Below are 18748 nucleotides of genomic sequence, written 5' to 3'. Positions count from 1 at the left end.
TGCCACCATCCAACCGCACGCCCGCGCAGACATGCTTTTTTACAAACGCGCGCCTTGTCGCGGGCGCCGGCTTCGCGTCGCGTCGCTTGCGTGGCATGGAGCGCGCCATGACTCCAACGTTCCGCATCCTTGTCGACGCAGACGCCTGCCCGGTGAAGGAGGAAATCTATCGCGTCGCCTACCGCCTGGAGGTGCCCGTAACATTGGTCAGCAACGCCCATCTGCGCGTGCCGCAACATCCGCTGATCGCGCGCGTCGTGGTGAGCGACGGGTTCGACGCCGCCGATGACTGGATTGCGGCGCGCGCCGATGCCGCCGCGATTGTCGTCACCGCCGATATTCTGCTCGCCGATCGTTGCCTCAAGGCGGGGGCAGCCGTCGTCGCGCCGAACGGAAAGCCGTTCACCAGCAATTCGATCGGCAATGCGATCGCCGTCCGCGCGATCATGAACGACCTTCGCGCCGGCGGCGATCGCATCGGCGGGCCGCCGCCGTTCGGCAAGGAGGATCGCTCCCGCTTCCTCTCCGCGCTGGATGCCGCGCTGACCCGGCTCAAGCGACAGCACGGGGCATAGCCACGGCGCGAGCCTCGGATTACGAGAGCCGTCAGGGCCGCCCTTCGGTCAGCGCGACCACCTCGAAATCATAATGCGTCCAGCCGCGCTGTCTCGCGGCGTCGGCGGTGGCGGTCTTCTTCGCGGTCGCCTCGCGCAGCGACTTGGCGTGCCCCCAGAATACCTCGGTGCGCCCATTTTCGAGTTGAGCGACGATGCGCCAATAATGCGTATAGGCGATCGCGGTCGGCCCGATCGTCTTCACATATCCGTCCGCCAGCGTGGCCGTAAGGTAACGCTTCTTCTTCGCCATGCGGGGAGCGATAGCCGAATTTCGCCGACCGTGCATGATCGGCGTTTCGGCAGCCATATCGAGTGTCCGCATCGCAGCGTGCCGATCCGATCCCCATGCTGCCGGAGGAATCCGGGCAAAATCGCGCGCCTTGCCTCGCCACACTTCCGTTTTTGAACGCAAGAGCCGGAGTGCGGGAAGCGAGCATTCGCGCGATGTTCGCCGCTCAAACGAAAGGATCTGCCCTATGCCCTCTCAAACAAGCCAGCCGTCGCACCACCGCCTCGGCGCGCCGAAGAACGGCATCGCGTGCAAAAGTCGCCCGCCTCGGATCGAGGCGGTCTCATGAGCATCACAGCATTCGACTGGGCCGATGTCGCAACCGATCTGGACCATCAGGGCTGGGCGATCCTGCCACGCCTGATCGCGGACGCGGATTGCGACGCGATCGCGGCGCTCTACGATCGGGATGAAGGCTTTCGCAGCCGCGTCGTGATGGCGCGGCACGGCTTCGGGCGCGGCGAATATCGCTATTTTTCCTATCCGCTGCCCAGGATCATCCAGAACCTGCGGAGCGCGCTCTATCCCCATCTCATGCCGATCGCGAACCGCTGGCATGAGCGGATGGGCATCGCCCCGCGCTTTCCGAATACGCATCAGGCGTTCCTCGATCGCTGCCATGCGGCGGGGCAAACACGACCGACCCCGCTGCTGCTGCGATATGATGCGCAGGACTATAACTGCCTGCATCAGGATCTCTATGGCGAGCACGTCTTCCCGCTGCAGGTCGCGATATTGCTGTCGGAACCGCGCCAGGACTTCACCGGCGGGGAATTCGTGCTGACCGAACAACGCCCGCGGATGCAATCACGCGTGGCCGTCGTGCCGCTGGCCAAGGGCGACGCGGTGGTGTTCGCGGTCAACGTCCGCCCGCATCACGGCACACGCGGCGATTATCGCGTCACGATGCGCCACGGCGTCAGCACGGTCCTTACCGGGCGCCGCCACACGCTCGGGATCATCTTTCACGACGCGGCATAACGCAGGCGCCGGACGCCCGCTTGCCGGGCGATCGCCGAATGATTGTGATTGCTGCGAGAAATGGCGGAGAGGGTGGGATTCGAACCCACGGTACCCGTAAAGGCACAACGGTTTTCGAGACCGTCCCAATCGACCACTCTGGCACCTCTCCGCGAGGTCGTCCGCTTGAAGGGCGCCTGGGGAGGCGCCAGCGGGGCGATCGAGGGCGCGCCTCTAACCGCATTGTTCGGTATGTGCAAGCCGCCCATTGCTCCTGCCGTAAGACGCATTAGATAGCCGCACATGACGAACAACGCCGCCACCCCCGCTTCCGCTGCTTCCGCCGCGGCCACCGTGGCGCCGCCGGTCTCCCACGCGCGCTTCGCGATCGGGGAGATCGTGCGTCACCGCATGTTCGATTTCCGCGGCGTGATCTTCGATGTCGATCCGGTCTTCAACAACAGCGACGAATGGTACGAGGCCATTCCCGAGAAGATTCGCCCGCGCAAGGATCAGCCCTTCTATCATCTGCTCGCGGAAAATGCCGAATCGACCTATGTGGCCTATGTCAGCCAGCAGAATCTGGTGACGGACGAAAGCGACGAGCCGATCGACCATCCGGCGATCGACGGGCTGTTCACGGGCTTCGCCGACGGCCGCTACAACCTGCGCCGCGAGCACCGGCATTGAGCGGCGCGACGGTTGACAGAATCGCTCAGCCGGCTTAACCGCGCCGCTTCTCCCGACGGGCGTGCCTGCTCGGGTCATAGCATTTGGAAAGTGATAAGGGCCATGTTCGCAGTCGTGCGCACAGGCGGCAAGCAGTACCGCGTCGCCGCCGGAGACAAGATCGTCGTCGAAAAGATCGAGGGCGATGCCGGATCGTCGGTGACGCTGGGCGACGTGCTGCTCGCCGGCGAAGGCGCTGAACTGACGCCGACCGCCGGCCTCACCGTCGCCGCCGAAATCGTCGCGCAGGCGAAGGGCGAGAAGGTCATCGTCTTCAAGAAGCGTCGCCGCCACAATTATCGTCGCCGCAACGGCCATCGCCAGCAGCACACGATCCTGAAGATCGTGTCGATCGGCGCTGCCGAGAAGAAGGCCGCGAAGAAGGCCGCCACCAAGACCGAGGGCGCCGCCGCCCCGGCCGCCGAAGCGTAAGGAGTAATTCGCAATGGCACATAAGAAGGCAGGCGGTTCGTCGCGTAACGGTCGTGATTCGGCTGGTCGTCGTCTTGGCGTGAAGAAGTTCGGTGGCCAGGAAGCAGTCGCCGGCAACATTCTCGTCCGTCAGCGCGGGACCAAATTCTATCCGGGCCGCAACGTGGGCATCGGCAAGGATCACACCTTGTTCGCGCTCGTCGACGGCCGAGTCGTGTTCCACGACGGCAAACTTGGCCGCAAATTCTGTTCGGTCGAGATTATGCAGGCCGCGGCCGAATAACATCGGGTAACCAGACGGGTTGCCCACCAGGGTGACCCGGGTTCCGATCACAGGAACCAGCCAGACAGAGGGAGACGGGTCCGCCCCGGCTCCCTTTTTTCTTGCTCCCTGAACCACTTGTGTCGCCAGACCGTCATTCGGATGGGCTAGCGGCGCGAGCAGGCGAGGAGAGCGAGGATGTTCGCGCGGACAAAGAGATTGACGTTGCGGCCATGGTGGCCGGAAGATGCCGAGACGCTGACGCGCACGATCGCGCATGAAGCGATCGCGATGAAGCTCGCCCGTATGCCGTGGCCCTATGCGAGAACGGACGCGGAAGCGTTCCTGTCGCTGCCGCGCGGCGCGGCGGAACCGCGCTTCGCGATCCTGGCGCATGACGGCGATTATCCGCGGCTGATCGGCAGCATCGGGCTGCGCCGCGAAGGTGGCGTGCATGAACTGGGCTATTGGCTCACGCCCGGCGCCTGGGGCCACGGCTATGCCACGGAAGCCGGGCGGATGATCGTGGAGATCGCGCGCCACGCGCTGGCGGTGAAGCGGATCGAGGCGAGCCATCACCTCGACAATGCCGCATCGCGCAAGGTGCTGACCAAGCTCGGCTTTCGCGAAGTGCGCCGCGAGCCGCATTATTCGCTCGCGCGCGGCGGCGATGTCGATTGCGCGGTGCTCGCGCTCGATCTCGACGATGGCGAGGATATGGCATCGTTCCCGATCGCCGCCTGAGCATTCCTCCCGGCACCGCTTTGCGCGCCGGGAGGATTGTATTTCCGCGATAAAGCGCCGACAGCCGAGGAATGTCCGTTACCCCCCTTCCCACCCGCCGGCGGCTCAGCCCGGAAGAATCGCGTGAGGCGGCGCTGGAGGCCGCGCGCGCGTTGCTGGTAGAGGTAGGCCCGCAGGCGGTGACCCTGAAGGCGGTGGCGGCGCGGATCGGGCGCACCCATGCCAATCTGCTCCACCATTTCGGCTCCGCCGACGGCCTGCAAAAGGCGCTGATCGGGCGGATGGCGGGTTATATCACCAGCACGATCCGCGAAGCCGTGCTGCGCCAGCGCGAAACCGATCAGGAGCCGGCGGAGGTGGTCGATCTCGCGTTCGATTCGTTCGACACCGGCGGCGCGGGCGCATTGGCAAGCTGGATGATCCTCAACGGCAACGAGGATGCGCTCGATCCGATCTTCGAGGCGATCCACGATCTCGTCGACGATCTCGCCGCCGGTCATTCGAAAGGCGAACGCCCGCTTCAGGACGAAACGCTGCAACTCGTGCTGATGGCATTGGGCGATGCCCTGTTCGGCGCCCCACTCACCCGCGCGCTGGGATTGCCCCGCAATCGCGCGCGGCATCTCGCCCGCGAGATGCTTATCCACGACCGGAATATTTGACGTGCATTTCCTCGATCAGGCCAAGATTTTCGTCCGCTCGGGCGCCGGCGGCCCCGGCGCGGTCAGCTTCCGGCGCGAGAAGTTCATCGAATTCGGCGGGCCGGACGGCGGCAACGGCGGCAAGGGCGGCGACATCATCTTCGAGGCGGTCGCCGGCCTCAACACGCTGATCGACTTCCGCTACACGCAACATTTCCGGGCGCCGCGCGGGCAAGGCGGATCGGGCTCGAACCGCACCGGCGCGGGCGGCGACGATCTCGTCATCAAGGTGCCCGTCGGCACGCAGATCCTCGCCGATGATGAGGATCGCACGCTGCTGCTCGATATGGTGAAGATCGGCCAGCGCGAGGTATTCCTGCGCGGCGGCGATGGCGGGCGCGGCAATGCCAGCTACAAGACCTCCACCAATCGCGCGCCACGCCAGCACGGCACCGGCTGGCCGCACGAGGAATCATGGGTGTGGCTGCGGCTGAAGCTGCTCGCCGATGCCGGGCTGGTCGGGCTGCCCAATGCGGGCAAATCCACCTTCATCAACGCGGTCACCAACGCACAGGCGAAGGTCGGCGCTTATGCCTTCACCACCACGCGCCCGCAGCTTGGCGTGGTGCGGCACAAGGGCAGCGAATTCGTCGTCGCCGACATTCCCGGCCTGATCGAGGGCGCGGCGGATGGCGCGGGGATCGGCGATCGCTTCCTCGGCCATATCGAGCGCTGCCGCGTGCTGCTGCATCTGGTCGACGCGAACGATCCGGATGTGGCGGAAAGCTACCGCATCGTGCGCGACGAGCTTTGCGCTTATGGCGCCGGGCTGGACGACAAGCCGGTGGTGATCGCGCTCAACAAGATCGACACGCTCGACGACGAGTTGATCGCCGCGCTTTCGGCGGAGCTTGAGGAAGCGAGCGGCGCGCCGGTGATCCCGATTTCGGGCGCGAGCGGCGTCGGCGTCGATTGGGCGCTCGATCGGCTGCTGGAGGCGATCGGCCCCGGACCGGGCGCCGCCGTAAGCGCGGACGACGAGGGCGAAGACACGCTCGAATGGTCCCCGCTCTGACGCGCGCTACGGCGCCGTTTCGTTATCGCTCGCGCTGAGCGGTCAGCCTTTCGCCGCGCATCATTTCAGCAATTCAGGCGCGGGCGGCGAAATTGCCGCCCCGCCCGATATGAGCACACCGCGCGGCGATCCACGGCGCGCGCCTCCTTCCCCGTCAGCGCCGGCGCGGCGTGCGCGCCAGTGGCGCTTTCGCCGCCGCGAACAGCCGGTCGAGGAATGCCAGCCGCTGCCGCGACAGTTCCTGATCGGTCGCCTTCGGCCAGGCGCTGACGATCGCGACGACCGTTTTGGTCGCCGGATCGACGGTGACGCTCTGCCCGAACACGCCCACCGCGCCGAAGCGGTGCTGCGGATAGGTCCACCATTGATAGCCATAGCCATAGCCCGCACCGCGCCCCGTGTCGGCATGGGTGCGGGTGGCCTGCGCAAACCAGCCCGGCGCGACGATGCCCGGCCCGCCTTCCATCGCCATCATCCCCATCCGCGCATAATCGCGCAGCGATATCGACAGGCAGCACCCGCCCACTTCCAGCCCCGCCGGATCGGTCATCCAGAAAGCGTCGCGCTCCATCCCGAACGGCTTCCACACGCGTTCGCTGAGATAGGTGGCGAGCGGCATCTTCACCGCCTTGTTCACCAGCACGCCGATCAGGTTGGTCTCACCCGTCTTGTAAACCCATTTGGTGCCGGGCGCCGCCTCTCGCGGCAGCGTGCGCATATAGGCGACGGTAACGTCCATCCCCGGCGGCGCGGGATAGGAGATGATCCGCGCCACATCGGAATTGGGATCGGTATAATCCTCATTCCATTTCACGCCCGAGGTCATGGTCAGGAGTTGCGCGATCGTCACCCCGTCATAGGCGCTGCCCGCCAGTTCGGGGATATATTTGGTCACCGGCTCATCGACCGACTTGATGAAGCCATCGCGAATCGCCGCGCCGACGAGGGTGGAGGTGAAGGATTTGGCGACCGAGAAGCTCGTCCATCGGCCCTCGCGGGTCAGGCCGCGCGCATAACGCTCCAGCCGGATCGCGCCTTGCTGGACGACGATCAGCCCGGCGACGTTCTGCGCGCGCATGAACGCATCGACATCCGCCGCCGGGATCGGCAGCGCCGGGCCAGGCGGCAATGCCAGCACCTTCTTCCCCGCCGCCACGACATGGCCGGGGAAAATATCCTCCATATGCGGGAAATTCCGGTCGCGCTGCTCCTGCGTCCAGAACAGCACCTCGGCGCCGGCCTGTTGCAGCTTCGCGCGATTCTGCTCGGTAAGGGTGACGCCGCCGTTCGCCGCGGCGGTCGGCGCGGGCAGGGGCGCGGATTGCGCCATCGCGGTGCCACCGAGCAACATCGCGGCAATCAATCCCGTCACGCGCATAGTTCGTGCTCCCTCACCAAGGTTATCTGGGCAACGTCGATTCCGCCACCGCGGAAACCCCCTTCGCAATACATCAGATAATAACGCCACAAGTCGATGAATTTCTGATCGAAGCGCGCGGGCAATCGCGCTTCGGCGACCGCCGCGTCAAACGCCGCACGCCACAGCCGCAGGGTTTCGGCATAATCCGCGCCGAAGCCCGTGCGATCGCGCCACGCCAGCCCGCTCGCCTCGGCCAGCGCACGAAAGCGGCTTTCGGAAATCAGCATCCCGCCGGGGAAGATATAGCGCTGGATGAAATCCAGATTGCGGGCATAGGCATCCCACACATCGTCCGCGATCGAGATAAGCTGGATCGCGGCGCGCCCGCCCGGCTTCAGCACGCGCGCGATCGTGGCGAGATAGTCGCGCCAGTATCGCTCGCCCACCGCCTCGACCATCTCGATGCTCGCTACACCGTCGTAGATTCCGGTCACATCGCGATAATCGGTGAGCGAAACGGTGACGGTAAGCCCGGCCGTGCGCTGCTCGACCACCGCCTTCTGCTCCGCCGACAGCGTGATCGCATCGACGGCGACGCCCGCGCGCGCGGCGGCAAGCGCAAACGAGCCCCAGCCGCAGCCGATCTCCAATATCCGGTCCCCCGGCCCCGCGCCGGTGCGCTCAAGGATCGCACCGAGCTTGCGGCGCTGCGCCTGCTCCAGCGTGTCGCCGGGGGCGAAGATCGCGCTGGAATAGGTCAGCGTGGGATCGAGCCATTGCGCGTAGAAATCGTTCCCCAGATCGTAATGCGCGGCGATATTGCGCTTCGCCCCCGCGCGATCGTTGCGGCGGAGCGCATGGAAGATTTGCCCCGCGAACCGCGCCCCGCTCTTGGCCCGCGCCACCCTGCCCAATGTCGCGCGATTGCGCATGAACAGATCGAAGATCGGAACCGGATCGGGGCTGGACCAGTCGCCCGCCGCCCAGCCTTCATACCAGCCGACCGAGCCAGACACGATCAGCCGCGTAAGCGCGCGCCAGCGATGGATGTCGACGATCGCGACCGGGCCATCGCCGCGCCCGCCGAGCAATCGGCGGGTGCCGTCCGGCAGCCCGGCCTCGATCGCGCCCTCGGCAAGCCCGGCGTCGATCCGATCGAGGATGCGATGAAACAGCGGCGCGACGGCACGTGCCAGGCGGTCGCCGGCGCGCCGCGTTTCGCTTGCTATCGCGCGATTCACGTCAGCGCATTTGCACGTGCGGCGGCGCGAACGAAAGCGGGAAAACGTGTCCGGCGCGGCCAGGGCGCGCTACACCGGATGCCGCGATCCGCCGCGCGGTCGCGCACGCATACCCGCCGGATCACACCGCCGCCACGCACCGCTTCGCGCTGCCCGGCGCCGCCGGCGGACGGCGGACGGCGGAATATTGCGTCGGTTGACACGACTGACCGACCCCAACCTCGCGTGCCGCCTGGGGCCGACGCGACATTCAGGTGAGATCGAGCCGGAATTGGTGGTTTCTCATGACCCGCAAGTGCAGCGCGCCAAAGGTGCGTAAACACCGGAAAGCGCGGGAAACCACCATTTCCAAGCCGGCATAGGCTGAACGTCGATCGACCCTCAGCGTTTCGGCTTGGCGGCGGGCGTGCGCGGCGGCGGGGCCGGTTGCGGCTGCGTTACCGCGAGTTGCGCCAGCACGATCCGATCCGCCGGCGACAGCGCGCGCATCTGGTCATTCGCCACCGCCACCGCCTCGCGCTGGAGCGCGCTGGCGGCCTCGGCCCGCGCATTATTGGCCGCGACGAAGCCCTCGACATCGACCGGGCGCTTCTCCAGCGCCGCGCGAATGTTGACCTGCGCGGCCTGCCCGCGCTGCGCGATATCCCGCAACGTCGTGGCGCGCTTCTTCTCCGCCGCCATCATCGTGTCGATGCCGGCCTGAGACATGCCGCGCGAGGCCAGCGCGAGGCGCGTGCGCTGCTCGGGCGTCGCCTGCGTGGCGGCGGGCACGGCGGGAGCCGCGGCCTGAAGCGCGGCGGCGACAATGAACGTCAGCATCATGCGGGTTTCGGCTCCTTTTCGACCATCCAGGTCTGGCCCTTGGAAAGCAGCTTCTGGAGGTCGGGCGCCTTGCCCTCGCTCGCCTTCGCGTTCTGCGCGACGACCGCGCTTTCGAACGTCGGCGCCGGATCGTCGAAGATCACGCCGAGCGCAACCGGGAAAGCGCCGCCCGGCATCTCGACCAGCATGTGCGCCAGCCCACGGTTGGTCTGATCGTGGACGATGACGCCCGCGCCCTGCCAGTCTCCGTCAGTCACATCGACCACCTTGAGCACAAGCCGGTCGGTGTCCATCGCCAGCCCTTTCGTGCCGTTTTCGAACAACAGCGGCTTGCCATGCTCCACCCAGAGCTGGTTTGCGGCGGCGTTCGGCTTGGCGGTGAAGGGCGCGAACACATCGTCGTTATAGACGATGCAGTTCTGGAAGATTTCGACAAAGCCGGTGCCCTTGTGCGCATAAGCCGCCTTGAGCACTGAGGGCAGGTTCTTGTGCACGTCGATCCCGCGCGCGACGAACCGCGCGCCCGAGCCGAGCGCGAAGGCGCACGGATTGGCCGGGCGATCGACCGAGCCGAACGGGGTGGAGGGCGATTGCGTCCCCACCCGGCTGGTGGGCGAATATTGCCCCTTGGTGAGGCCGTAGATCTCGTTGTTGAACAACAGCACCTGGCAATCGAGATTGCGGCGAATGAGGTGCATCGTATGGTTGCCGCCGATCGACAGCGCGTCGCCATCGCCGGTGATGATCCATACGTCGAGCGCCGGATTGGCGAGCTTCACCCCCGTCGCGATCGCCGGCGCGCGGCCATGGATCGTGTGGAAGCCATAGGTTTCCATGTAATAGGGAAAGCGCGAGGAACAGCCGATGCCGCTGACGAACACGGTGTTTTCGGGCCGCGCGCCGATTTCGGGCATGGTGCGCTGCACCGCCTTCAGGATCGCATAATCGCCGCACCCGGGGCACCAGCGGACTTCCTGATCGGACTCCCAGTCCTTGGGGGTCGATTTGGCGATGGTGGTCATCTCGTTCATTGTCTTGATCCCTTGATCCCGCCCGCGCTCAGGCCAGCGCCCGTTCGATCGCCGCCTCGATCTCGGCGATGCGGAAGGGTTGGCCGGAAACCTTGTTGAGCGGCTGCGCATCGACAAGGAACTGATCGCGCAGCACCGTCTTCAATTGCCCGGTGTTCATTTCCGGCACGAGCACCTTGTCAAAGCCCTTGAGCAGCGGCCCAAGGTTCGCCGGCATCGGCCAGATGTGGCGCAGGTGGATATGGCTCACGTCCAGCCCGCGCGCGTGGGCGCGGCGCACCGCCTGGAGGATCGGGCCATAGGTGGAGCCCCAGCCGACCACCGCGAGCCTGCCGCTCGTCCCGCCCACTTCGACCTGCTGATCGGGCACCTTGATCCCCGCCACCTTGTCGCGGCGCGCGTCGGTCATCAACTGGTGGTTGGCCGGCGAATATTCGATGTTGCCGGTGCCGGCCTGTTTCTCGATCCCGCCGATGCGGTGGAGCAGGCCGGGCGTGCCGGGCTTCACCCATGGCCGCGCGCCCTTTTCGTCGCGCGCATAGGCAAGAAAGCCGCCCGCGGGCGCTTCTTCGAGGAAGGTCACCGGGAACGGCTCGATCGCGCTGGTGTCGGGCACCTTCCACGGCTCTGCGGCATTGGCGATATAGCCGTCGGTCAGCAGCATCACCGGGGTCATATATTGCGTGGCGATGCGCACCGCCTCGATCGCGGCATCGAAGCAATCGGCGGCGGAGCGCGCGGCGATCACAGGCATCGGCGCATCGCCGTTGCGGCCATAGACCGCCTGATAGAGATCGGATTGCTCGGTCTTGGTCGGCAGGCCCGTCGATGGGCCGCCGCGCTGCGAATTGACGATGACGAGCGGCAGCTCGGTCATGATCGCCAGCCCGATCGCCTCGGTCTTGAGCGCGATGCCGGGGCCGGAGGAGGAGGTGACGCCCAACTGCCCGGCGTAAGAAGCGCCGATCGCGCTGGCGATCGCGGCGATCTCATCCTCCGCCTGGAAGGTGGTGACGCCGAATTCCTTCAGCCGGCTCAGGTGATGCAGGATCGCCGAGGCCGGGGTGATCGGATAGCCGCCGAAGAACATCGGCAGGCGGGCAAGCCGCGTCCCCGCGACCAGCCCGAGCGAGATCGCCTCGGCGCCGGTGATCGTGCGGTACAGCCCCGGCTCCACCGCCGCCGCCGCCACATGATGCTGCTTCATCGGCCCGGCGAGTTCCGCCGTTTCGCCATAGGCATGGCCGGCGTTCAGCGCGGCGATATTGGCATCCGCCAGCGTCGGCGCCTTGGCGAATTTCACCTTCAGCCAGTCGATCAGCGGTGCGCGATCGCGATCGAACATCCAGAGCGCCAGCCCCAGCGTCCACATGTTCTTGCAGCGCAGCGCCTCCTTGTTGCCAAGGCCGAACGGCTTCACCGCGTCGAGCGTCAACTGGGATATGTTGAGCTTCATCAACTGCCAGGGCGCGAGGCTGCCGTCCTCCAACGGGTTGGCATCATATTTCGCCTTGGCGAGATTGCGGTCGTTGAACTCGCCCTCGTCCGCGATAATCAGCCCGCCGCGCTTGAGCGACGACACGTTGGTCTTGAGCGCGGCCGGGTTCATCGCCACCAGCACGTCCGGCTCGTCCCCGGCGGTTTCGATCTCGGTCGAGCCGAAATTGATCTGGAAGGCGGAAACGCCGAACAACGTGCCCTGCGGCGCGCGGATTTCCGCGGGGAAATCGGGGAAGGTCGCCAGATCGTTCCCGGCAAGCGCGGTGGACAGGGTGAACTGCCCCCCGGTGAGCTGCATACCATCGCCCGAGTCGCCCGCGAAACGGACGACGACGGATTCGGCTGGCGGGGTGGCGGATGCTTCCGTGGGGGGCACTTGGTGGGCGGCGGTCGCCATGCGGCAGTTTCCTGTGGCACTCGGTTATCGTGTTAGGGCCTTACGCCCTCAATTCTGCGTGTTCCAACGTAGAATGATATGGCCGCGTGGCAAGCGGGGCTATCGTCAGCGGTGGACGCGGCCAATCTAATACGGCAAGCTTAGTTGCAAAAGAGAACCTGACGAGGAGAGTTGACGCGATGACCGACACGCTGATGGACCGCCCCGCCGCCACCGCAGACGCGGCGCCCTATGTCCGCCCCGACGTTCGCGCTTTCCTCGATTATATCAACAACATCCCTGGCCCGAAGATGCAGGATCAGCAGCCGGCGGAGGCACGCGCCGTCTATCGCGCGATGAAGGATATCGCCGATCCGCCGGTGGGCGACCTTGCGGCAATCAGGGATATCGCGATCCCCGGCCCGGCGGGCACGATTCCGGCCCGGCTGTACGATGCCCGCGCCACGCGCGCGCCGGGGCCGGTGGTGATCTTCTTTCACGGCGGCGGATTCGTCATCGGCGATGTCGAAACGCATGGCAGCTTCACCGCGGAGATGGCGCGCCAGCTCGATCTCCCGGTCGTCTCGATCGACTATCGCCTCGCCCCGGAAGCTCCCTGGCCGGCGGCGCCCGACGATTGCGAGGCCGCCGCGCGCTGGATCGCGGGCAACCCGGCGGAGCTTGGCCGCGTCGCGACCAGCCTCGTTCTCTCAGGCGACAGCGCGGGCGGCAATCTGACGATCGTGGTGGCGATGCAACTGCGCGACAATCCCGCCGCGCTGCCGGTGATCGCGCAAGGGCCGATCTATCCCGCCGCCGACATGACGAAGGATTATCCCTCGTTCAACCAGTTCGCCGAAGGCTTCCTGCTCACCCGCGACGGGATGATCTGGTTCGCGGATCATTATGCGGCGGAGCCGACGCATGTGAAGGGCTCGCCGATGGTCGGCGATCTCGCCGGGCTGCCGCCGGCGGTGATAATCACCGCCAGCCTCGATCCGATCCGCGATCAGGGCCGCGCCTATGCCGCCGCGCTGGCGCAGGCCGGGGTGCCGGTTTCATTCCGCGAGGCGAAGGGCAATATCCACGGCTTCGTCAATCTGCGCCAGGCCGTCCCGTCGAGCGCGGTCGATGTCGCCGGTTATCTCGCGGCGCTAAAGGCGGTGATCGCGGAAGCCGAAGGCGCACGCGCAGGGGCCGCGGCGGGCTGACGCCCGGCTCGCTTTGCGGGCTTGTCATCGCCCGCCCGGCGGGTGCAGTGCTGGGCGATCCCGCAACACGATCGGACGGACATGATCGACCCCGCCTCCCTCCCCTATCGCCCCTGCGCCGGCGCGATGATGATTAATCATGCCCGGCAGGTGTTCGTCGGGCAGCGGCTCGATACCACGCTTGAGGCGTGGCAGATGCCGCAGGGCGGGATCGACCCCGGCGAGGACGCGCGCGCCGCCGCGATCCGCGAGCTGGGCGAGGAAACCGGCGTCGCGCCCGGCTTTCTCGAATTCATCGCCGAGGCGCCGGAGGAACTGACCTACGATCTGCCGCCCGAACTGATCGGCAAGGTGTGGCAGGGCCGGTATCGCGGCCAGCGCCAGCGCTGGTTCCTGTTCCGCTTCACCGGGGCGGATCGCGATATCGACATCCAGACCACGCACCCGGAGTTCCGCGCATGGCGCTGGGCCGATCCGCGCGATCTGCCGGAGATCATCGTGCCGTTCAAACGCCCGCTCTATGAGCAGGTGCTGACGGCTTTCTCCGATCATCTCGGCTGAGCCACACCCCGTCGAGCCCCGCCACCACGATGCTCCAAAATCGCCACAAACGCCGTTAATGGTCAGCGGGATGCGCGCGCTTCTTCTCACTTTTCCGCTGCTGCTAGCCAACGCCACCGTCGCGAGCGGCGAGCATCCGGGCGAGGATGCACGCCATCAGGCGGAGGAAGTGGCGATCCCCGCGCCGATCCGCGCGATGCTGGAGGCCGCGATCGCCGCCGGCAACGACGCGGAGGTGACCACGATCGTCAAATATGCCCGCACCGCCGATCCGGCGAGCGGCGACGCGGTGGCGAAGTTCGCGGCGGACTGGCGCGACGAACGCAAGCGCGCGCATGATTCGCGCGTCCGCGAGGCGGGCGTGTTCGATCTGTGGCGGGGCCGTGCCGAACTGGGCGGCTATCTCACCACCGGCAACAGCGAGACGATGGGCGCGGCGGGCGTGCTCGATCTGACGCGCGAGGGGCTGCAATGGCGCCACAAGGTGCGGTTGCAGGCCGATTACCAGCGCAGCCTGGGGATCACCACGCGCGAACATTATCTCGCCAGCTACGAACCCAATTTCAAGATCGACTCGCGCCGCTACATCTATGGCGCAAGCCAGTTCGAATCCGATCGCTTCCTCGGCTATACTCAGCGTTATTCCAGCTCGGTCGGCGCGGGCTATAGCGCGATCCAGACCCCGTCGATGAAGCTCGATCTGGAACTGGGGCCAGCCTATCGCTACACCGCCTTCACCGATGCCACCACGCAGAGCAGCATCGCGGCGCGCGGCAGCGTGGATTTCGGGTGGAAACTCGCGCCGGGGCTGACGCTCACCCAGGTCGCCTCGGCCTATCTCCAGCATTACAATTCAACCGTGAGCGGCACGACCGCGATCGCCGCGAAGGTGCTGGGGCCGCTATCGGCGCAGGTTTCCTATGTCGTGCAATATGAAAGCCTGCCCCCGGTGGGGCGGCGCACGACCGACACGACAAGCCGGGCGTCGCTGGTCTATACCTTCTGAACGGAAGCGCGCCGCGCCACGCCACCCTTCCACGAAAAGGCGCGCAAAGGGCATTTCCCAAACCGGCCTCCCCGCGCTACCACTGGCGGATGGCGGGGATATCGGCCGATGAGAGGATGGCGATCGAGCGGGCGGCTGGCTCGCCGATGCTGGCACGGGTGCGACAATGGTCCGCCGTCAACAGCGGAACGGGAAATCTCGCCGGGCTGGCGACGGTCGCCGGAATGCTCGCGGATGCCTTTGCCGCGCTGCCCGGCGAAATACGACTGATCGACGCGGGCGCGGCTGAACGCGTAACCCCCACCGGCATGGTCGAGCCGATCGCGCATGGCCGCCATCTGCATCTTTCGGTACGGCCCGACGCGGCGGCGCGGTTGCTGCTCACCGGGCATATGGATACCGTTTATCCCGCCGATCACCCGTTCCAGACGCTCACTGACCGGGCGGACGGCACGATCAACGGCCCCGGCGTGGCGGACATGAAGGGCGGGCTGGCGGTGATGCTCGCCGCGCTCGAAGCGGTCGAGGCGGCGGGCAGCGCGATCGGCTATGACGTGCTGATAAATTCGGATGAGGAAACCGGCTCCTTCTCCTCCGCCGCGCTGATCGCCGAACTGGCGCGCGGGAAAACCGCGGCGCTCACTTATGAGCCGGCGTTGCCCGATGGCACGCTCGCCGGCGCGCGCGGCGGCACGGGCAATTTTTCGATCGTCGTGCGTGGCCGCGCCGCCCATGCCGGGCGCAACCCGGACGAAGGGCGCAACGCGATTGTCGCGGCGGCGGATATCGCGCTGCGCCTCGCCGCCGCGCGCGGGCCGCGCCTTGCGGTCAATCCGGCGCGGATCGAGGGCGGCGGGCCGAACAATGTCGTCCCCGATCTCGCGGTGCTGCGCGTCAACTTCCGCCCCGCCGACGCGGAGGAGATCACCCGCGCCCGCGCGCATATCGACGCGACCGTCGCCGAGGTGGCGGCGGCGCATGACGTGCATGTCGAGGTGCATGGCGGGTTCAATCGCCCGCCCAAGCCGATCGACGCGGGCGCGGCGCGATTGTTCGATCTGGTGCGCGATGCCGGCGGCGATCTTGGCCTGGCAATCGGCTGGCGCGCCACCGGGGGCGTGTGCGACGGCAACAATATCGCGGCATGTGGGGTGCCGGTGGTGGATACGATGGGCGTGCGCGGTGGCGCGATCCATTCGGGGGAGGAGTTTCTGATCGTGGACAGCCTGGCCGAGCGCGCGGCGCTCTCCGCCGTCACCATCCTGCGCATCGCGGCGGGGCGCCTGTGACCTTCGTGGTCCGCGCCGCGCGTGAGGCGGATCTCGCGCATCTATATGAAATGGCGAAGCTGACCGGCGGAGGCTTCACCAATCTGCCCGCCGATCGCCCCGCGCTGAAGGCCAAGCTCGATCGCAGCCACGCCGCCTTCGCACGCGAGGGTGGAGAGCTGGGCGACGAATTGTTCGTGCTGATCCTCGAAAACCTCGAAACCGGGGAGGTGCGCGGCACCTGCCAATTGTTCACCCAGGTCGGGCAGCGCCATCCGTTCTACAGCTATCGCCTGAGCACGCTCACCCAGCACAGCGAGAAACTCGGTCGCACCTTCCGCGCCGAAATGCTGTCGCTCACCACCGATCTCGAAGGATCGAGCGAGGTCGGCGGGCTGTTCCTCCACCCCGGCGAGCGCGCCGGCGGCCTCGGGATGCTGCTCGCGCGCAGCCGTTATCTGTTCATCCGTATGCACCGCGCGCGGTTCGCCGACCGCATCCTCGCGGAATTGCGCGGGATCATCGACGAGGCGGGCGGATCGCCCTTCTGGGACGGGCTGGCCGGGCGCTTCTTCGGCATGAATTTCCAGGATGCGGATCAGTATAACGCCACCCATGGCAACCAGTTCATCGCCGATCTGATGCCCAAGCATCCGATCTACACTGCGATGCTTTCCGAAACCGCGCGCGCCGCGATCGGGCTGCCCCATCCGTCGGGGCGCGCCGCGATGCGGATGCTGGAGAATGAAGGCTTCGCGTTCGAGAATTATGTCGACATCTTCGATGGCGGCCCGACGATGACCGCGCGCACCGACAATGTCCGCTCGGTCCGCGATGCGCGCACCGCGCCGATCGTCGCGATCGACAATGAAGGCGGCGCGCAGGCGCTGGTCGCGCACGGTTCGCTGGCCGATTTCCGCTGCGCGCTCGGCACCGCGCGCGATGTGGCCGATGCGGTGGTGATTGATCCGCTCAGCGCCAGGGCGATCGGCGTGCAGGAAGATGGCGTCATCACCTACACGACGAGGGCGTGATGCGGGAAATCAATTTCGACGGGATCGTCGGGCCGAGCCATAATTATGCCGGGCTCAGCCCCGGCAATCTCGCCGCGACGCGCAACGCCGGCAATGTCGCCCGCCCGCGCGCCGCCGCGTTGCAGGGTATCGCCAAGATGCGCGCGAACCTCGCGCTCGGGCTGGCGCAGGGCATCCTCCTGCCGCATCCGCGCCCCGATCACCGCTGGCTCGCGGCGCTCGCCACCGATTTCGCCGATGCCGCGCCGCATCTTCAGGCGCGCGCGCTTTCCGCTTCGGCGATGTGGGCGGCCAATGCCGCGACGGTCTCCCCCGCCGCGGACACGCGCGACGGGCGCTGCCATCTCACGGTCGCCAATCTGATGACGATGCCGCATCGCAGCCACGAATGGCCCGCGACGCTGGCGCAACTGCGCACCGCCTTCGCCCATCCCGCCTTCGTCGTCCACGGCCCCGTTCCCGCGCCGTTCGGCGATGAGGGCGCGGCGAACCATATGCGGCTGTGCGCCGGCCATGGCGCGCCGGGCATAGAGATTTTCGTCTATGGCGAGCCGGGCGGCCGCTTCCCCGCGCGCCAGCACCGCGAGGCGAGCGAGGCGATCGCGCGCGCGCACGGGCTCGATCCGGCGCGCACCCTGTTCGTCGAGCAATCGCCGGCGGCGATCGCGGCGGGCGCGTTCCACAATGATGTGGTCGCGGTCGCCAATGAACGCACCCTGTTCGCGCATGAACAGGCCTTCGCCGACAAGGCCGGCTTTTACGCGCAATTGCGCGCGCTGATGCCCGAGGTAGAAATCGTAGAGGTGCCCGCCGATCGCGTCAGCCTGGAGGATGCGATCCAATCCTATCTGTTCAACGCGCAGCTCGTCTCGCCGCAATCCGGGCAGCAGACGCTGATCGTCCCCGGCGAGGCACAGGGCAATCCGCGCGTGTGGGAATGGTTGCAGGAGCATATCGCCGGCAATGGCCCGATCCGCGCGGTGAAGGTGGTCGATGTGCGCGAATCCATGGCGAATGGCGGCGGCCCGGCCTGCCTGCGGCTGCGCGTCGTCGCCGATCCCACGACGATCGACCCGCGCTTTCTGGTCGACGACGCGAAGCTCACCGCGATCGCCACGACGATCGAGGCATATTGGCCGGAGACGATCGCAGTGGAAGCGATCGGCGATCCGGCGCTGATCGCGCGGATCGAAAACGCCCGGCGCGCGCTGCTGGAAACACTCGATCTTGTCGGATTAATTGACAGTTAACCATAACCCGCCCGCCGGAAACCGCGGAAATCCGCCACTGGCGCGATGTTTGCTGGGAAGACTGGCATGTGGTCCCGCATCGCCCGCCTGTTCGTCATCAAGACCAAGTTCGAAGCGTTCCTGATTATCTATACGCTCGGCACCGGCGCGATCGAGCGCGGCACCCATTATCTGCACGATTTTCCCGGCTATGGCGGCTGGCTGCTGTTCGCCGCCTCGCCGGTGGCGGTGTTCATGGCCGGCGCGCGCATCCTGGAATCGGTCGAACGCAATCGCTGAACGGGGTTGCGCGACGAACCGATCCGGCACAGCGACGAATCGCTGTTGATATGATGTAAC

General features: G+C 66.6%; 21 protein-coding genes and 1 tRNA gene. 15 read left to right on the top strand and 7 right to left on the bottom strand.

Translation table 11 applies throughout. The features are described from left to right. Positions 1-107 precede the first annotated feature (107 nt). A complete protein-coding gene (locus Q0316_RS06140) occupies positions 108-575 on the top strand; it encodes a YaiI/YqxD family protein (protein ID WP_298670656.1) in 468 nt (155 codons plus the stop codon). A gap of 31 nt (positions 576-606) precedes the next feature. Here Q0316_RS06140 and Q0316_RS06135 read toward each other — a convergent pair whose 3' ends face one another. After that, positions 607-867 (bottom strand): hypothetical protein, encoded by a 261-nt coding sequence (locus Q0316_RS06135; RefSeq protein WP_298670655.1) that lies wholly within the window; start codon positions 865-867, stop codon positions 607-609. A gap of 324 nt (positions 868-1191) precedes the next feature. Between Q0316_RS06135 and Q0316_RS06130 the strand changes: the two genes are divergently transcribed. Then, positions 1192-1887 carry a 2OG-Fe(II) oxygenase gene (locus tag Q0316_RS06130; RefSeq protein WP_298670654.1) on the top strand — a complete coding sequence of 232 codons (696 nt, stop codon included), beginning with the start codon at positions 1192-1194 and terminating at the stop codon, positions 1885-1887. 61 nt (positions 1888-1948) lie between these two features. Here Q0316_RS06130 and Q0316_RS06125 read toward each other — a convergent pair. Next, positions 1949-2038, bottom strand: a tRNA-Ser gene (locus Q0316_RS06125). A gap of 131 nt (positions 2039-2169) precedes the next feature. Between Q0316_RS06125 and hspQ the strand changes: the two genes are divergently transcribed. The 6 genes from hspQ to obgE all read left to right on the top strand — a co-directional run bounded on the left by hspQ (position 2170) and on the right by obgE (position 5749). Then, positions 2170-2556 carry a heat shock protein HspQ gene (hspQ, locus tag Q0316_RS06120; protein WP_298670653.1) on the top strand — a complete coding sequence of 129 codons (387 nt, stop codon included), beginning with the start codon at positions 2170-2172 and terminating at the stop codon, positions 2554-2556. 102 nt (positions 2557-2658) lie between these two features. Further along, positions 2659-3027, top strand: coding sequence for a 50S ribosomal protein L21 (rplU, locus tag Q0316_RS06115; protein WP_298670652.1), 369 nt, complete (start codon positions 2659-2661; stop codon positions 3025-3027). A gap of 13 nt (positions 3028-3040) precedes the next feature. Then, positions 3041-3310: a 50S ribosomal protein L27 gene (gene rpmA, locus Q0316_RS06110; protein WP_137787904.1), complete on the top strand. Its 270-nt coding sequence runs from the start codon at positions 3041-3043 to the stop codon at positions 3308-3310. A gap of 177 nt (positions 3311-3487) precedes the next feature. After that, positions 3488-4033, top strand: coding sequence for a GNAT family N-acetyltransferase (locus tag Q0316_RS06105; protein WP_298670651.1), 546 nt, complete (start codon positions 3488-3490; stop codon positions 4031-4033). A gap of 71 nt (positions 4034-4104) precedes the next feature. After that, positions 4105-4695 carry a TetR family transcriptional regulator gene (locus tag Q0316_RS06100; protein ID WP_298670650.1) on the top strand — a complete coding sequence of 197 codons (591 nt, stop codon included), beginning with the start codon at positions 4105-4107 and terminating at the stop codon, positions 4693-4695. Between the two features lies 1 nt (position 4696). Then, positions 4697-5749 (top strand): GTPase ObgE, encoded by a 1053-nt coding sequence (gene obgE / locus Q0316_RS06095; protein ID WP_298670649.1) that lies wholly within the window; start codon positions 4697-4699, stop codon positions 5747-5749. 154 nt (positions 5750-5903) lie between these two features. On the opposite strand, the gene Q0316_RS06090 is transcribed toward obgE, so the two are convergent. The 5 genes from Q0316_RS06090 to Q0316_RS06070 form a co-directional block, all read right to left on the bottom strand. After that, complete coding sequence (locus Q0316_RS06090) at positions 5904-7121, bottom strand: serine hydrolase (protein ID WP_298670648.1); 1218 nt, start codon at positions 7119-7121, stop codon at positions 5904-5906. Then, entirely contained in the window at positions 7118-8338 is a 1221-nt protein-coding gene (locus Q0316_RS06085; protein WP_298670682.1) for a cyclopropane-fatty-acyl-phospholipid synthase family protein, read from the bottom strand. The genes Q0316_RS06090 and Q0316_RS06085 overlap by 4 nt, the downstream gene beginning before the upstream one ends. Positions 8339-8731: 393 nt before the next feature. Then, positions 8732-9172, bottom strand: coding sequence for a hypothetical protein (locus tag Q0316_RS06080; RefSeq protein WP_298670647.1), 441 nt, complete (start codon positions 9170-9172; stop codon positions 8732-8734). Then, positions 9169-10203, bottom strand: coding sequence for a 2-oxoacid:ferredoxin oxidoreductase subunit beta (locus Q0316_RS06075; protein ID WP_298670646.1), 1035 nt, complete (start codon positions 10201-10203; stop codon positions 9169-9171). The genes Q0316_RS06080 and Q0316_RS06075 overlap by 4 nt, the downstream gene beginning before the upstream one ends. Positions 10204-10231: 28 nt before the next feature. Then, positions 10232-12100: a 2-oxoacid:acceptor oxidoreductase subunit alpha gene (locus tag Q0316_RS06070; RefSeq protein WP_298670645.1), complete on the bottom strand. Its 1869-nt coding sequence runs from the start codon at positions 12098-12100 to the stop codon at positions 10232-10234. A 179-nt stretch (positions 12101-12279) separates the two neighbouring features. Here Q0316_RS06070 and Q0316_RS06065 point away from each other — a divergent pair, with 179 nt between their 5' ends. The 7 genes from Q0316_RS06065 (at position 12280) to Q0316_RS06035 (ending at position 18688) form a co-directional block, all read left to right on the top strand. Beyond that, positions 12280-13290, top strand: coding sequence for an alpha/beta hydrolase (locus Q0316_RS06065; protein WP_298670644.1), 1011 nt, complete (start codon positions 12280-12282; stop codon positions 13288-13290). Between the two features lie 81 nt (positions 13291-13371). Beyond that, positions 13372-13851: an RNA pyrophosphohydrolase gene (locus Q0316_RS06060; RefSeq protein WP_298670643.1), complete on the top strand. Its 480-nt coding sequence runs from the start codon at positions 13372-13374 to the stop codon at positions 13849-13851. A 70-nt stretch (positions 13852-13921) separates the two neighbouring features. Continuing rightward, on the top strand, positions 13922-14857 hold the full coding sequence (locus Q0316_RS06055; RefSeq protein WP_298670642.1) for a YdiY family protein: 936 nt from the start codon (positions 13922-13924) through the stop codon (positions 14855-14857). A gap of 89 nt (positions 14858-14946) precedes the next feature. After that, positions 14947-16146 carry a hydrolase gene (locus tag Q0316_RS06050; RefSeq protein WP_298670641.1) on the top strand — a complete coding sequence of 400 codons (1200 nt, stop codon included), beginning with the start codon at positions 14947-14949 and terminating at the stop codon, positions 16144-16146. After that, the gene (locus Q0316_RS06045) at positions 16143-17159 is read left to right on the top strand and encodes an arginine N-succinyltransferase (RefSeq protein WP_298670640.1); all 1017 of its coding nucleotides are present in this window, start codon (positions 16143-16145) and stop codon (positions 17157-17159) included. Before Q0316_RS06050 ends, Q0316_RS06045 begins: the two co-directional genes overlap by 4 nt. Beyond that, positions 17159-18409: an N-succinylarginine dihydrolase gene (locus Q0316_RS06040; protein WP_298670639.1), complete on the top strand. Its 1251-nt coding sequence runs from the start codon at positions 17159-17161 to the stop codon at positions 18407-18409. Before Q0316_RS06045 ends, Q0316_RS06040 begins: the two co-directional genes overlap by 1 nt. Positions 18410-18475: 66 nt before the next feature. Beyond that, on the top strand, positions 18476-18688 hold the full coding sequence (locus Q0316_RS06035; protein WP_298670638.1) for a hypothetical protein: 213 nt from the start codon (positions 18476-18478) through the stop codon (positions 18686-18688). The last annotated feature ends 60 nt before the right edge of the window (positions 18689-18748 follow it).

Origin of the sequence: uncultured Sphingomonas sp., from assembly GCF_937871615.1 — a bacterium.
In the GTDB taxonomy this organism is placed as follows: domain Bacteria; phylum Pseudomonadota; class Alphaproteobacteria; order Sphingomonadales; family Sphingomonadaceae; genus Sphingomonas.
The sequence above is the reverse complement of the archived record's forward strand: the minus strand, read 5'-3'. Positions and strand labels throughout refer to the sequence as shown.

Coding starts and splice junctions, on each gene's coding strand:
- Q0316_RS06140 (WP_298670656.1), top strand. CDS start 108: ATGACTCCAACGTTCCGCATCCTTGTCGACGCAGACGCCTGCCCGGTG.
- Q0316_RS06135 (WP_298670655.1), bottom strand. CDS start 867: ATGGCGAAGAAGAAGCGTTACCTTACGGCCACGCTGGCGGACGGATAT.
- Q0316_RS06130 (WP_298670654.1), top strand. CDS start 1,192: ATGAGCATCACAGCATTCGACTGGGCCGATGTCGCAACCGATCTGGAC.
- hspQ (WP_298670653.1), top strand. CDS start 2,170: ATGACGAACAACGCCGCCACCCCCGCTTCCGCTGCTTCCGCCGCGGCC.
- rplU (WP_298670652.1), top strand. CDS start 2,659: ATGTTCGCAGTCGTGCGCACAGGCGGCAAGCAGTACCGCGTCGCCGCC.
- rpmA (WP_137787904.1), top strand. CDS start 3,041: ATGGCACATAAGAAGGCAGGCGGTTCGTCGCGTAACGGTCGTGATTCG.
- Q0316_RS06105 (WP_298670651.1), top strand. CDS start 3,488: ATGTTCGCGCGGACAAAGAGATTGACGTTGCGGCCATGGTGGCCGGAA.
- Q0316_RS06100 (WP_298670650.1), top strand. CDS start 4,105: ATGTCCGTTACCCCCCTTCCCACCCGCCGGCGGCTCAGCCCGGAAGAA.
- Q0316_RS06080 (WP_298670647.1), bottom strand. CDS start 9,172: ATGATGCTGACGTTCATTGTCGCCGCCGCGCTTCAGGCCGCGGCTCCC.
- Q0316_RS06075 (WP_298670646.1), bottom strand. CDS start 10,203: ATGAACGAGATGACCACCATCGCCAAATCGACCCCCAAGGACTGGGAG.
- Q0316_RS06070 (WP_298670645.1), bottom strand. CDS start 12,100: ATGGCGACCGCCGCCCACCAAGTGCCCCCCACGGAAGCATCCGCCACC.
- Q0316_RS06065 (WP_298670644.1), top strand. CDS start 12,280: ATGACCGACACGCTGATGGACCGCCCCGCCGCCACCGCAGACGCGGCG.
- Q0316_RS06060 (WP_298670643.1), top strand. CDS start 13,372: ATGATCGACCCCGCCTCCCTCCCCTATCGCCCCTGCGCCGGCGCGATG.
- Q0316_RS06055 (WP_298670642.1), top strand. CDS start 13,922: ATGCGCGCGCTTCTTCTCACTTTTCCGCTGCTGCTAGCCAACGCCACC.
- Q0316_RS06050 (WP_298670641.1), top strand. CDS start 14,947: ATGGCGGGGATATCGGCCGATGAGAGGATGGCGATCGAGCGGGCGGCT.
- Q0316_RS06040 (WP_298670639.1), top strand. CDS start 17,159: ATGCGGGAAATCAATTTCGACGGGATCGTCGGGCCGAGCCATAATTAT.
- Q0316_RS06035 (WP_298670638.1), top strand. CDS start 18,476: ATGTGGTCCCGCATCGCCCGCCTGTTCGTCATCAAGACCAAGTTCGAA.